Source organism: uncultured Senegalimassilia sp. (assembly GCF_902464545.1).
Taxonomy (GTDB): domain Bacteria; phylum Actinomycetota; class Coriobacteriia; order Coriobacteriales; family Eggerthellaceae; genus Senegalimassilia.
In genome coordinates this window covers 19,731-33,407 of the sequence record NZ_CABQJR010000016.1, presented here as the reverse complement: position 1 = coordinate 33,407, position 13,677 = coordinate 19,731, and the positions used below count along the sequence as shown (strand labels likewise).

10 protein-coding genes are annotated in these 13,677 nt (G+C 61.3%); 1 reads left to right on the top strand and 9 read right to left on the bottom strand.

The features are described 5' to 3' along the window. Positions 1 to 125: 125 nt before the first annotated feature. From RDW26_RS05865 to RDW26_RS05825, 9 genes are all read right to left on the bottom strand, one after another. On the bottom strand, positions 126 to 1,454 hold the full coding sequence (locus RDW26_RS05865; RefSeq protein WP_307982882.1) for an MFS transporter: 1,329 nt from the start codon (positions 1,452 to 1,454) through the stop codon (positions 126 to 128). Between the two features lie 230 nt (positions 1,455 to 1,684). Then, positions 1,685 to 2,272 (bottom strand): hypothetical protein, encoded by a 588-nt coding sequence (locus tag RDW26_RS05860; RefSeq protein ID WP_307982881.1) that lies wholly within the window; start codon positions 2,270 to 2,272, stop codon positions 1,685 to 1,687. Positions 2,273 to 2,318: 46 nt separating this feature from the next. Further along, positions 2,319 to 3,452 (bottom strand): DMT family transporter, encoded by a 1,134-nt coding sequence (locus RDW26_RS05855; protein WP_307982880.1) that lies wholly within the window; start codon positions 3,450 to 3,452, stop codon positions 2,319 to 2,321. 254 nt (positions 3,453 to 3,706) lie between these two features. After that, positions 3,707 to 4,855, bottom strand: coding sequence for a serine/threonine protein kinase (locus RDW26_RS05850; RefSeq protein WP_114620600.1), 1,149 nt, complete (start codon positions 4,853 to 4,855; stop codon positions 3,707 to 3,709). A gap of 755 nt (positions 4,856 to 5,610) precedes the next feature. Then, positions 5,611 to 6,744, bottom strand: a complete 1,134-nt coding sequence (gene hypD, locus RDW26_RS05845) for a hydrogenase formation protein HypD (RefSeq protein WP_307982879.1) — start codon at positions 6,742 to 6,744, stop codon at positions 5,611 to 5,613. A gap of 90 nt (positions 6,745 to 6,834) precedes the next feature. After that, a complete protein-coding gene (locus RDW26_RS05840) occupies positions 6,835 to 7,083 on the bottom strand; it encodes a HypC/HybG/HupF family hydrogenase formation chaperone (RefSeq protein ID WP_042432068.1) in 249 nt (82 codons plus the stop codon). A 72-nt stretch (positions 7,084 to 7,155) separates the two neighbouring features. Next, the gene (gene hypF, locus RDW26_RS05835; RefSeq protein ID WP_307982878.1) at positions 7,156 to 9,609 is read right to left on the bottom strand and encodes a carbamoyltransferase HypF; all 2,454 of its coding nucleotides are present in this window, start codon (positions 9,607 to 9,609) and stop codon (positions 7,156 to 7,158) included. A gap of 110 nt (positions 9,610 to 9,719) precedes the next feature. Continuing rightward, complete coding sequence (locus tag RDW26_RS05830) at positions 9,720 to 11,432, bottom strand: hypothetical protein (RefSeq protein ID WP_298627303.1); 1,713 nt, start codon at positions 11,430 to 11,432, stop codon at positions 9,720 to 9,722. A 320-nt stretch (positions 11,433 to 11,752) separates the two neighbouring features. Then, positions 11,753 to 12,697: an L-lactate dehydrogenase gene (locus RDW26_RS05825; RefSeq protein ID WP_202898061.1), complete on the bottom strand. Its 945-nt coding sequence runs from the start codon at positions 12,695 to 12,697 to the stop codon at positions 11,753 to 11,755. Positions 12,698 to 12,821: 124 nt separating this feature from the next. Between RDW26_RS05825 and RDW26_RS05820 the strand changes: the two genes are divergently transcribed. After that, a complete protein-coding gene (locus RDW26_RS05820) occupies positions 12,822 to 13,586 on the top strand; it encodes a TraX family protein (protein ID WP_114620604.1) in 765 nt (254 codons plus the stop codon). The last annotated feature ends 91 nt before the right edge of the window (positions 13,587 to 13,677 follow it).

Below are 13,677 nucleotides of genomic sequence, written 5' to 3'. Positions count from 1 at the left end.
ATGAAGAATCGTCTCAAGTAAACGCGTTGGCAAAACGCGATTCCCAAATAAAAATTCTCCAACAACTTGCCTGCTATGAACAGGCAATCACGGTAGGAGGAGTCCGCAATCGCCTACTCGAACCTCTAAATCTCGGACAAATCCTTGTTCGAGTGCTCGTGCGACATGATCATGGCCACCAGCGCAACGCAGGAAACCGCAACCATATAGAACGCAGGAGCAAGGGTGGAGCCCGTCGCCGTGATCAGCGATGTGCAGATGAACGATGCCGTACCACCAAACAGCGCGTTAGCCATATTGAAGCTAAGGGCGAAGCCCGAGTAACGCACCTGAGTGGGGAACGTCTCGCTCAAGTAGCTGGAAAGGGTACCGTCGTTAATGGTGAGGATCAAGCACATGATCAGCTCGACCACCAGGACGGTCACGAAATTCGCAGTGCTCATCAGGATGAACGCCGGAATGGTGAAGACGATGAAGCACACACATGCAGTGATCAGCATCTTCTTGCGACCGAACTTGTCAGACAGATGCCCGCTCGCGAAAATGAAAGCGACGTAGGTTACCAACGCGATGGTGGTGATCAACGACGCCTCGTTCTTCGGCATCATGACGGCCGTTTCCAGGTATACCGGAAGGTAGGTAAGCACCACATAGAAACCAACGGCGTTCAGCATTGCAGCGCCGATGGAGATGATGAGCTTACGCAGATGCTTCGTGAACAGGCAGTGGATAGGACGCTCAGGAGCACCGGCGGCGCCAGAGGCTTCAGCGTCTTTCAATGCACGCTGCATTGCCTGGTACGTAGGAGAGTCCTCGAGCTGAATGTTCACGAAATACGCACCGATACCCATAGGACCGGCAAGGACGAACGGGATACGCCAGCCCCACTCGTTCACCGCGGCTTCCGGCATGACGGTGTACATGACGGTCGCAAAAGCGCTGCCAACCAACAAGCCGATCGCCGTAGAAGCGGGAACGATAGAGCAATACATACCGCGCTTGTCCGTAGGCGCATACTCGGCCAAGAACGTTGCCGCACCCGCATACTCGCCAGAAGCGGAAAAGCCCTGGATCATGCGGAGCAGAAGCAGCAAAGCCGGAGCACAGATGCCCAAGGCAGCATACCCGGGAAGCAGACCGATGCAGAACGTGGCACCGGCCATCATGAAGACCGAAACGGTCAACGACCATTTACGGCCCTTCTTGTCGCCCATGTTACCCCAGAAGATGGCGCCGATAGGACGAAGCAAGAACGACAAAGCGAACACTGCAAACGTTTGGATCAATGCTAACGCAGGATCGTCGTTCGGAAAGAACACTTGCGCGATAACTACCGCGAAGTACGAGTACGTGGCATAGTCGAACCATTCAATGAAGTTGCAGAAAAAGGACGCCGTTGCCACTTTACGTACGGTCTTGCTCTTTTCCGCGTCGAAGCGAGCGTTATCTTTCATGGAAATCACCCTGGAACCATTTCAGATCGCTCGAACACGAACCCAATCCAATTGATTTGAATATCCCCATCACAATCTCCTCTTTGAGGGCTCCCCTCCTATGATTTCGCCGTTTCATAGAGGCCCTCATCAGGCGAAACGCTATCCCTCATGACTTACGTTCCGCTACCGACAAAAAAATGGTGGACTGCACCTTCCCTTATATAAGCACAGTCCACCATAATTAGCTATTACCGCAGAACAACGTCCGTAGGCATGTCGTCCTCGTCCGTCAGGTCAACCTGAGCACGGCTGGCGCGCATGATGAAATCATGCTTTGCCTTCTGGCCGCCACGGGCGAGCTTCTGAAGCACAACACCCTTCAGGCGAGGATAGTCGTTCAGGCCATACCACGCGAAAGCCGTACCGTTGACATAGCACTCGACGATGCTATGGACGGGAACCGCCACATCACGCTTGGCATCAAGATCCAGGTACTCCTGAATCTCGGTTGCGCACACGTCCTTAATGACTTCAGCGCTGATTTCCAGGTCGTGACCGAGCTGCTTGAGCTGGCGCTCAACTTCGCCCTGATCAGCGTGCGGGAAATACGTAACATCATACGTGACGGCGGCAACACCGGAAGCCTTGGCAAACGCCAGCAGGTCATCAAGCGCGATGAACTGGACATGCTCCTCCGTACGCTCTTTGATGTCGAGCATTGCGGGGAACCCGGCGATGCCCTTTGCCTCGAACGCAGCCTTCAGCTGGTCCTCGGTCATTGCTGCTTCAAAGTTAACCTTCGTTGCGATATGGGTTAAGCGATTCGTAACCTTCATGACGCAGCCTCCTTTCAAAGGCTCCTACGTCTAGCGCTGGCGGATGCTAGCGCTCTTCCTCCTTGGCAGCCTCTTCGGCAAGACGTTCAGACAGATTCTCAGCAACTTGCTGCTGCTTCTCCATCTTGGAACCCTGGATCATAGCCTTGACGGTCGGGAATGCGCCGCCGCCAACGATCAAGATGATACCGATTGCAGTGTTGAGCGTAACGGGCTCGCTGAACACAACCAGGCCGATGAACAGGGCAACAGGAACCTCCCAGTAGGCGATGGTGCTGTAGTCCATTGCCGGCAGGTTGCGGCCAGCGACCAGCAGGCAGCCCAGAGCGATAGGACCGCAAACGATCCACAGCAGCACGGCACCCACCCAGTTGAAGGCGGTGAAGTGAATCTCGGTGATCCAGTTGGTCTGGCCCGTAGCCATACCGACAACGTTCATCAGGATAGCGATAACACCTGCACCGATAACGGCGAAAATGAAGTTGTACACACCACGAGCGGTGGTGTCAGCATCCTTGCGGTAGCCGTTGAAGAACATGGAAGCGCCGTAGAACACGCCGGACAGCAGGCCGAAGATGTCACCAACCATCTTCTGCGGGAATTCCGGAGTGGAGGGGGCCAGGTTGAAGTCCAGGCCGAAGACGTTGCCGCCGACGCCGAAGCCGAGGAGGCTCTCGCCGAACAGCATACCAACGAACACGACGCAGAGGCATACCCACTGCAGCGGGCTCATCGGCTCTTTGCGGAAGATACGAGCCAGCAACACGCAGATAACCGGGCCGGTATAGATGAACATAACGGCGTTCGCGACGGTGGTCATCAGCGTAGAGGTGACGTAGCATGCCAGGGACATGCCGATCATCAAGCCACCCAGTGCGATTGCAGGAGTAAGCTTAAGCTTCTTGAAAGTGGTTACCTTATGGGTGGCAACCATGAGAATCACGAAGAACAGCACACCCATGGACATGCGACCAAGTGCCATAATTGCGCCGATGGAGTCGGAGCCGTTCAAACCCTGAGTAGCGTCGAACATGTCGGTACGCGTACCCCAGCGGCTGAACAGCGGCACCAGACCCATGCCCGTTGCAGAAATCAGCATGAAGATAGTGCCGATTTTGCGATTCATCTGATAGTCTTGAGAGCCATCCCCCTGGCCCTTAGTGTTGATTTCGTCTGCCATTGGTTCCTCCTTAAAAAACCAGTAGCATGTACAGGTGCCTCCAATTCACCCAATTTCGGTTCTGACCAAACTAGGTCGTGCTTGTTTTGATGCCCCTATCTAAGCTCGATCCTGCCCGGTCGAATCGAAAACCCTTGTTGACTGGATTGGAGGGCGAACTAAAAAGGGGGCCTGGCTGAACTTGTCTTGCCAGGCCCCCTTTCTATTACATGTTCAGAGTTCTACCGAAGTAGATTCTGATTTAGGCCGATAGCCTAGTCCTCCCACATCTCCGGGTGGATGAGCGTGCAGTCCTTGACGCGGTTCGGGAAGTAGTCGAGGCACTCGCCCTCGCGGTAAACGTCAGCCGTGGAGCAGTGCAGGCCGCCACCGAACGGATAGGCGTCGCGCAGGTCAACGGGGATGACGTTCATGCCGAGCTGGTCCATCTGCTCCTGCTCGTGGACCTCGGAAGCCTCAACGATGACCGTGGAGGGATCCAGAACCAGGCAGTTCATGGACAGCCACACGGAGCTGTAGCACAGCGCGGGCGGCTCGTCATGAGCAGGCTGAGCGGCGTCGACGATCTGCCAATCGTTGGCCTCGAAGATGTCCTTCTGGCCCTCGGCAGGATGACGATGCGGGTTGTTGATGATCAGGCCCGGACGCAGCGGCACGAAGGTGGCGTCGATGTGAATCGGGTACGGGTCGCCCGGGAAGTTCATGGCATGGATGCGGTACTCGGGATAGTAGCGCTGGAACCACTCCATGGCGGTGCGGTTGGTGGTCAGGCCGTGCTGGATGAAGATATCCTTGCCCATGCGCATGAGGTCGGCGGCGTCCCACATCGGCTCGACTTCGGTGGTCACGAAGTCCTTGTTGGCGGTACGGACGAGGCGCTCTTCCAGGGTGATCTTCTCGTCGTAGTAGTTGTGCTTGTAGGAAGCGTCGGTCAGACGAGGACGGGGAGCCTGGGTCCACAGGAACTCGGGATCCTCATCGAAGTACTGCTTCATGAGCGGCCAGTAGGCCAGATACTCGAAGTAGCGGCAGCGGAAGGAGTTGGCGGAAGCCATGATCTCGTTGCCGACGGTCAGCAGGATGTCGCGCGGAGGCATGCAGGTCATCATGGAATCGTTGCGGAAGTCCGGCGTACCGATGGCCTGGTTCCACTGCAGAGGGGTCGGGCGGTCGACGACGACGCCGCGCTCCTCAACGGCCTTGACCAGGTTCTCGAGGCACTCGTTGCCACGCTCGACGGTGCGCAGCGGGCGCAGGCCCCACATGCCGCGCATCTCGGAGTCGACCGGCACCTTCTCAGAGGTTGCGGGCTCCTCGGGCGGGATCATGGAGTTATCGCAGCGGCCAACGATGACGCGCTTCAACGGATCCCAGTCGTTCCAAGAGTTGACAATCTTCGCCATGACTGTCTCCTTTCTTTGAAGGTGCTTCCTACACCTTCGACGATGCACACTACCTATTGTGTACCCTTTGGCTCAACCGGCCTTTTGATTTGAAATTCGCTATGAGGGAAAGATCACTTGGCAACCCTGTAAGTTCGTTTCATTTCGTGTTCCGGTTTTGCCGACGAGATAGTTATAACACCAGAGTTGTGCGCCTGCAATAGGTCATTTACACGTATTTTCAGGCACTTTGCACAAGTTCATTGTTCAGGTGCACAAAAATCTGTAACACGGCCGAAATAATCGTTTATGCATTTTTCGTCCGATTATTGGATATTTTCCTTGATTGAACCGATTCGCACGAATGATTATCGGTACGAATCGAATATGCATGCATTTATATGGTCAAGTCTATGTTTCGCCAGAGTGCTCATATTTGCACAACCAATGGGAAATACGGCATCTGATAACCCCGGTCTATCGGTTTTCGGTTATTGCATCTACGTAGCAATCCCCGTCTAGAGGCCGCGAACGGTGTTCCTGAAGCACTTAACGGCTTTCGGCTCTTGGTGCCGGGCTTTTCTCTTGAGCACTCGCTCAAGCACGGATTCATGCCGTTATTGACCGTTTTCATGCTTCCCGTTTCGTGATATGGACGGGCTCGCAGCTAGTTACACTACGAGCCCGCAGTCCGGTGGCTGCCCGTTCACGCAAGAGGGCGGCGCAGCTTGCGTGCTGCGCCGCCCTCCGATGTGGCGATATGCTTGGCTTCGCTTTTAATAGTACCTATAGTAGGCGGCACAGCTGCCCTCGCTGCTGACCATGCAGGGCCCGACCGGGTTCTCCGGGGTGCATACCTTGCGGAACAAGGGGCACTCGCTCGGCTCCATGCGGGCGCGCAGAACGTCGCCGCAGCGGCAGCCCTTGGGGTTGATGGTGGGCTCGATTTCGGGTTGGAAGCGTTTCAGCGCGTCGAACTGCGCGAACTCCTCGCGGATGCGGTATCCGCTGCCGGGGATATCGCCCAGGCCGCGCCAGGTGGCGGTGCAGGTTTCGAAGACCTCGTCGATGGCAGCCAGGGCCACGGGATTGCCTTGCGGCATGACGCCGCGCGCGTAGGCGATCTCTATCTCCGCCCTGCCCTCGTGCAGCTGGCGCATGATCATGGCGATGCCCTGGAGCACGTCGACGGGTTCGAAGCCCGTGACCACGCCGGGGATGCCGTATTCCTTCGCCAGGAACTCGAAGGGCTTCGTGCCTGTGATGGTGCCCACGTGGCCTGGCAGGATGAGGGCATCCAGTTTGAGGTCCGGGTCCTTCACCAACGTCTCCAGGGCGCCGGGCATGTTCTTATGCGCGGCGAAGACGCTGAAGTTCTTCAGGCCCATGGCCGCGGCGCGCTTGATGGCCATGGCCACCAGCGGCGTGGTGGTCTCGAAGCCCACGCCCACGAACACGATCTGGCGATCGGGGTTGGCCTTCGCCAGGGCCAGCGCGTCGAGCGGCGAGTAGCAGATCTGCACACCACGGCCTGCCGCCTGCTCCTTGAGCAGGCTCGACGTGCTGCCGGGCACGCGCGTCATGTCGCCGAACGTGGCTATGGTCACGTTCGGGATGCGGGCAAGGGCGATGACGGCGTCGATATCGCGGTTCGAGGTGACGCATACGGGGCAGCCCGGGCCGGACGAGAGGCACACGCCGTCGGGCATGAGGTTGCGGATGCCGTTGCGCGCGATGGCCACCGTGTGCGTGCCGCACACCTCCATGAGCGTGGCGCCTCCTTCCGGCGCGAGCTTGCCGATGGACTCGATGAGGCCGCGGGCGAGCTTCGGGTCCTTGAACGCCGCCAGCTCGTTTTGCATGGTGCCGGCGTCGACCGTGCGGCTGCGATGTATGTTTTCGGGTTGCATGATCGTATTCCTTGGTACGAGGGGTGAAATGCGAAAAGCCGACCGCCTGCGCGCCGCGAGGCTGCAAGCGGTCGGCCGGTTAGGCGTTGCCTAGGCCGTGGCGGCGGGCAGCTCGTCGCCCGCCAGGTCGGGGAACTCCTTGATGAGGTCGATGGTTTCCTGCGCGTAATCAGGGTCGACCACCTCGATGGCGAAGCCGGCGTGCACGAGCACGAAATCGCCGACGCCCGCCTGCGGCGTGAGGTCGATGGACACGCTGCGCGTGACGCCGAGGATGTCCACCGTGGCCATGCCGTCGCCGTCAAGCTGCGCGATCTTCGCGGGAATAGCTAGGCACATTCGCTGCCTTCTTCCTTCCATGATGAGACTTTTGGGGATGCGCCGCCGGGCGCTTACGCGCCTTCCGAGCTGCTACTTCCCCGCCGTCTCGTCCGTTTGTCTTGCTGCCCATGCTACCACAGCCTGTCCGTAGGAGATGCAGCCGTCGCTGGGCGGCAGGTCGCGGTTGAGCGCCACCGTGAAGCCGCTGCCCTGCAGCGCCGGCACGGCGTGCTCGAGCAGGTAGCGGTTGAGAAACACGCCGCCCGACAGCGCCACCGTAGTGATGCCGTACAGGCTTTGCACCAGCTGAGCAGCCATAACGATGGCGTTCACGAACGCATCGTGGAAGCGGCGCGCGATGGCTGCCACGGGAACGCCGGAGGCGATGTCGTCGAGGAGCGCCTTGAACGCCGGCGCCGCGTCGAACAGCAGGACCGACGTATCGAGCGCAGTGCTGGTTTCGGTGGCCGTATTCTTCACGACATCTATATGGTAGGCGTCGGTGGCCGGCAGCCCCTCGGGAACCGCGCCCATGGCCGCCTCGAGCTCGATGGCCGGCTGCCCGTCGTAGGACGGCTGACGGCACACGCCGAGCAGGGCGCTGGCCGCGTCGAACAGGCGCCCGACCGAGGAGGTGTAGGGCGTGTTCAGGCCGCGCTCGATCATCTGGTCGCACACCTCGGCCTGGTCGCCCAACGCCAGCAGCGCATCGGCGGCGCCGGGATGCTCCAGCAGGTCGAACTCGTACAGCACGCCGTAGGCCATGCGCAGCGGGTTGCGCACCGCCGCGGCACCGCCGGGCATGGGAACGTAGGCGAAATTGGCGAAGCGCTCGTAGGCCTGCTGGTTGGCGAGCAGGACCTCGCCGCCCCACACGCGGCCGTCGGCGCCGTAGCCCGTGCCGTCGAACGCGATACCGCACACAGGCCCGAACAGGCCGTTCTCCCCCAGCACTGAGGCGATGTGGGCATGGTGGTGCTGCACCTCGATCAAGGGCAGGTTGTTGCGTTGCGCCTGCTCGCGGGCCCATTTGCTTGCAAGGTACTCGGGATGCGCATCGCAGGCGAGACGACGCGGGGTTTCCTGGAACAGCTGGCGATAACGCTCTTCGGCCTCGAGCCAGGCGTCATAGGTTTCCGCGTTCTCGACGTCGCCGATATGCTGCGAGACGAACGCGTCGGGGCGCTGGTCGTCGGTCGCGGCGGCGCGCACCAGGGTGAACGTGGCCTTCTGCTCCGAGCCCGTGGCCAGCAGGGTTTCCTGCTTGGGCTGCGCCTCGGGGCAATCGAGCGCGATGGGCAGCGGGGCGAAGCCGCGGGCGCGGCGGATGAACTGGATGGCCTGCTCGTCGCCTACGCGCACCACGCGCAGCACCGAGTCGTCGTAGCGCGACAGGATGCGACGGTTGTTGCCCAGGACGGCATCGGCGATGCCGGCGAACTTGGACAGCGCCTGATCGTCGTCGGTGACGATGGGCTCGTTATGCAGGTTCCCCGAGGTCATGACCAGCATAGGCAACGCCGAATCGCCTTGCTGAGCACGCAGGGCCTCCGCAAAATCGTGGAGCAGCAGATGCTGGACGGGCGTGCAGGGCAGCATGACCCCCAGCTCGGGAAGGTTATCGGCCAGACCGGCGGCGAACTGCGCCTCGACCCGCTTGCGCAGCAGCACGATGGGGCGTTTGGTGGATTCCAGGGCGCCCTGCTCCGCCTTGTCGACATGGCACGCACGGCGCGCGTCTGCCGTACCCGCCACCATGACGGCGAACGCTTTGCCCTGACGGCGCTTGCGCTGACGCAGCTTCGCCAACGCATCGGGGTTCGAGGTGTCGCAAACCAGATGGAAGCCGCCGAGGCCCTTCACCGCCACGATGCCGCCGTCGAGCAGCAGCTTGACCGCTTCCGCGAAGATGGCGTCGGACGCCTCGCGGGTATTGCCCCACTGCGGATCTTCCTGGCCTTGCGCAAGGTTCACCCAGCTGATGTGCGGGCCGCAATCCCAGCAGGCGTCGGGCTGCGCATGGAAGCGGCGATCGAGCGGATCGGCGTATTCGGCGGCGCAACGCGGGCACATGGGAAAATCCTTCATGGACGTTGCCGGGCGATCATAGGGCAGCGACCCGATGATGGTGAAGCGCGGGCCGCAGTTCGTGCAGTTGATGAACGGATAGCGGTAGCGACGGTCTTCGGGGTTGAACAGCTCGTCCAGGCAGTCGTCGCAGGTGGCCAGATCGGGGGAAACCAGCGTGGTCTGCTGGGCGTCGTGATCGTCGGAGAAGCGGATGTCGAACGAGCCGAACCCCTCCAGCGGCACCTCCTTAAGGTCGATCTCCTTGACCTTTGCGGCGGACGGGGGGTTCATGTGCAGCTCGGTGACGAACTTGTCCAGCAGGTTCGCCTCGCCCTCGGCGTGGATGAACACGCCTTCCACGGCGTTGAGCACCCAGCCGTTGAGCTGGTATTTCTTCGCCAGACGATACACGAAGGGGCGAAAGCCCACCCCTTGCACGATGCCTTTTACCTGTATGTCGAGCGCTTCGATCATACGACGCCCTTTCATTTAAGGTTTACGTTTTTCCGCCGGCCGATTCCAAAAAACGCGCGTCGGCGAGATTGCCGACGCGCGTTGGGTTTCAGCCATTGAGCCGAGGGGCTTTATGCCTGCTGCAGCTCTTCCAAAATGTCGCACACCACTTCCGCCAGCGCGCGCAAGGTGACGCCCGAGTTATCAGGCAGATGCAGATGCACGCAGCGGCGACCGCGGCTTGCGAGCGTGACCAAGTCGCCCGAGGCCTGCGCCTTCGCCAAGGAGCCCAGGCTTTCGGCCTCTTCCTTCAGCGGGATGTCCTTCAGCTCGTCTGCCGACAGGATGAGGAACACGCCGCAGTTCGGGCCGCCCTTCTGCAGCTGGCCCGTGGAGTGCAGGTAGCGCGGGCCGACTTCCAAGCACGACACCACGCGGCGCTTCTCGGCCACGCCGTGGCGGATGGTCTCGAGCGCCTCACGGCGACCTTCGCCCGTGAACGGGAGGAAGGCGTTGAGCGCGAAGAAGTCGCCGGGTTGGATGCTGGCGAGCAGCGCGCGCAGCGATGCGCGCACGTCGGAGCAGTCCTTGAAGCACGGGGCCTGGCGCACCTCGACCTGACCCATGTGCACCTCATCGATGAAATCCTGCACGTAGTCGGGCTCGGGCTGGCCGTCGCGCAGGATGTCGAGCACCGCGGCCTTGGCCGACGCCACGTCGGGCTGGTCGAACGGGCAGACCTTCATGAGGTAGCCGCACATGGCGATGGCGTACTCCCACATGATGAAATGCTCGGGCAACTCGTACACGGACTCGATCTTGAACGCCGCGCGCGGGATGGTGGGGTCGATATAGGACAGGCTCATCTCGAAGTTGTGGCGCTCATCCCACAGGTCGTTCTTCGTTTGGTACATGATGACGCTGCGGTCGCCCGGGTCCTTCTTGAGCAGCAGCGTGTCGATCTCGATGTTGGGCAGGATGCCCTGGCCGTTCTTGCCGACGCTTTCGGCGACCAGCTGCTCGATCCACAGGCCGAGCACGCGGCCGCGCTTCTGCGTGAGGAAGCTGAACTTGTTGCGGCCCTGCACGTAGTTGTCGTACAGGAAAGCGGCCAGGCCGATGGCCGGGTTGTCGATGGCGTCCTCGCTGCAGGCGCGCTCTGCCTCGATGGCGTGCTGCATGAACTCCTGCAGGTTGATGCCCACGAGCGCGGCGGGCAGCAGGCCGAACACGGACAGGGCGCTGAAGCGGCCGCCCACAGTGGGCTCGCCGGAGAACACCGCAGCCCAGCCTTCCTCGCGAGCCTGCTGCTCGAGCTTGGAACCGGGATCGGTGATGGCCACCAGATGCTGCACCATTTCCTCATCCGAGATCTGGTCGGCCAGCGCGTCGCGAACGGCGCGCAGCGCCAGGCGCGGCTCGATGGTGCCGCCCGATTTGGAGGACACGATGAACAGCGTGGTGCGAGGGTCGATCTCCGACAGGATGCCGCGCACACGGACCGGGGAATCGGAATCGAGCGTGCGGAAGCGCACCAGGGAGGAGTCCGGCTTGTGGTACTTGGTTATGGTCATGGGCGCCTGGGTGGAGCCGCCTTGGCCGATGAGCACCACGGACTTCAAACCCTGGGCGATGATGGAATCAGCGAATGCCTGAATCTCGTGCAGCGGGTACGGCGGATTCGTTGCGAGGTCCGTCCACCCCATATAATTCTGTGCGCATTCCTGCGCTTCGTCGGAAAAGCCGTAAAGCGTTGCATCCTTCGCATGAAGGCGGCTGGCAACGCATTCCTTCACCAAGGTTTTGGCGGAGGGGTAGAGCTTTTCCATATCTCCAGACAGCATGAGCACCTTCTTTCTGCGTAAGTATTCAGCATTCTAGCAAACCGTGGCAGATGGTACCCCGTTTAGGTGCTTCCGTGTGGTGGAGTTGTGAACAGGGAAGCGAGATGGTCAGCGTTTAGGGCGGAAAGCGCGTGCTTTATACGGTTGGAGGGGGCCGGGCAGTCGCTGGCGGAGAGGAAGCGCCAGCTCGCCGGCGGCGATGAGCCGGGCGGACGTGGAAGGCGGGCGCCGCAAAGGACGCCCGGGGCGCAAAGCGGCGCGACCCGCCCGCGTGTTGCCGGCGGGCGAGGTCGCGGGCGGCGCCGAACAGGCTCGGGGCGCTACAGGTCCAGCTTGTCGATGACCGATCGCAGCGTGGCGGCCGAGGCCTTGAGCTGCTCGGTTTCCGTCTCGTTGATCTTGATGGGCACCTGGTACTCGATGCCGCTGGCGCCGACGACCGCGGGCATGGACAGCACGATGTCGTGCAGGCCGTACTCGCCGTCGATGTAGTTGGACACGGGGAGAATAGGCTTCTCATCTCGGGTGATGGCCTCGCAGATGCGCTTAACCGTCATGGCGATGCCGTAGTAGGTCGCGCGCTTCTTCTTGATGATCTCGTAGGCCGCGTTCTTCACTTCCTCGGCGATGCGGTCCATGTTGCGCTGATGATCGGTGTGGCCGCGCAGCTCGCAGAAGTCGTTGAGCGGGATGCCGGAGATGTTCGCCAAGCTCCATGCCGCGATCTCGCTGTCGCCGTGCTCGCCGATGATGCGGGCGTGCACGTTGCGCGGGTCGACGCCCAGATGCTCGCCCAGGGCGTACTTGAAGCGCGCGGTGTCGAGCGTGGTGCCGCTGCCGAGCACGCGGTTGGCGGGCATGCCGGAGAGCTTGAGGGCGACGTAGGTCAGGATGTCCACAGGGTTCGAGACCACCAGCAGGATGCCCTGGTAATCGCGCTCGGCGATCTGCGGGATGATGGACTTGAAGATGGCGACGTTCTTGTTCACCAGGTCGAGGCGCGTCTCGCCGGGCGCCTGGTTCGCCCCGGCCGTGATCACGGTGATGGCCGCGTCGTCGATGTCGGAGTAGTCGCCCGCGTAGATGTTCATGGGGCTGCCGAACGCCATGCCGTGCGCGATGTCGAGGGCCTCGCCCTCGGCGCGGTCGTGATCGACGTCGATGAGCACCATCTCGGAGAACAGGCCCGATTGCATGAGGGCGAAGGCGCTGGCCGAGCCCACGAACCCGCAGCCGACGATGGCCACCTTGCGAGGATTGATGATTGCTGCCATGGTTGCTCCTATCCTTTGCGGGAGGGCCGCAAGCGTAGGTTTCGCGGGGCGCGCCCCGCGGGGGATGCATGCCGGAGGCGAAACGCCGAGCCGGCACGTAGGGTATACTGTGCGCATGATACAACAAGCTGGAACATCCGCCGCGGCAAAGCCGCGTCCCCAACGCGGTTTCACCGCGTTTCCCCTGAAAGTGCTGGCCATCGCCGGCATGACATGCAACCACGCCTGCTACATCTACTGGGACTATCTACCGCCCGGGATTCTGTGCGCGCTGTTCGCGCTTGGCGGCCTGACATTCCCCATCATGGCGTTTCTGCTGGTGGAAGGGTATCGCCATACGTCGAGCGTGCGGCGTTATGGCCGGCGGCTGCTGACATTCGCCCTGGTGGCCCAGGTTCCCTACGGGCTGTTCCTGGCGCATGAGATGAACGTGCTGTTCACGCTGTTCGTGTGCCTGTGTCTGCTGTACGCGTACGACCATATGCGGCGACGCGGGCTGTTTTGGCTGACGTTCGCGCTGGTGACCGCCCTGACGGCGTTTTGCGATTGGGGCATCCTGGCACCCTGCATGGTGCTCACGCTGCATGTGGTGAAGGACCACAGGCAACGTGTGGCGTACTCGGCGCTGCTGCCCATTGCCACCGGGGGGCTGCCGGCACTTATGCAGCTGATGGAGCTTCCCACGCTGCAGAACCTGGCGTTCGCGCTGTATCCGCTAGCGGGCTGTAGCGCCACGATCCCGCTGCTATGGGCGTACAACGGCGGACGCGGCAGGTCCATGAAGTGGTTCTTCTACGCGTACTACCCCGCGCATATCGCCGTGCTGGGATTGGCGAAAGGGCTGCTGCTGGGCGACTGGAACATCGCCGTGACCGGATAGGATGCTTGGAGCTGCACGAGGGTCGATGCACATCGGGTAGTGCGCCGCGATCGCACGAAGACCGATGCAGGTCGGGTAGCGCGCGGGGCCG

Bases quoted from the DNA above. Each gene is read 5' to 3' on its own strand.
- RDW26_RS05865 (WP_307982882.1), bottom strand. From the start codon at position 1,454: ATGAAAGATAACGCTCGCTTCGACGCGGAAAAGAGCAAGACCGTACGT.
- RDW26_RS05860 (WP_307982881.1), bottom strand. From the start codon at position 2,272: ATGAAGGTTACGAATCGCTTAACCCATATCGCAACGAAGGTTAACTTT.
- RDW26_RS05855 (WP_307982880.1), bottom strand. From the start codon at position 3,452: ATGGCAGACGAAATCAACACTAAGGGCCAGGGGGATGGCTCTCAAGAC.
- RDW26_RS05850 (WP_114620600.1), bottom strand. From the start codon at position 4,855: ATGGCGAAGATTGTCAACTCTTGGAACGACTGGGATCCGTTGAAGCGC.
- hypD (WP_307982879.1), bottom strand. From the start codon at position 6,744: ATGCAACCCGAAAACATACATCGCAGCCGCACGGTCGACGCCGGCACC.
- RDW26_RS05840 (WP_042432068.1), bottom strand. From the start codon at position 7,083: ATGTGCCTAGCTATTCCCGCGAAGATCGCGCAGCTTGACGGCGACGGC.
- hypF (WP_307982878.1), bottom strand. From the start codon at position 9,609: ATGATCGAAGCGCTCGACATACAGGTAAAAGGCATCGTGCAAGGGGTG.
- RDW26_RS05830 (WP_298627303.1), bottom strand. From the start codon at position 11,432: ATGCTGTCTGGAGATATGGAAAAGCTCTACCCCTCCGCCAAAACCTTG.
- RDW26_RS05820 (WP_114620604.1), top strand. From the start codon at position 12,822: ATGATACAACAAGCTGGAACATCCGCCGCGGCAAAGCCGCGTCCCCAA.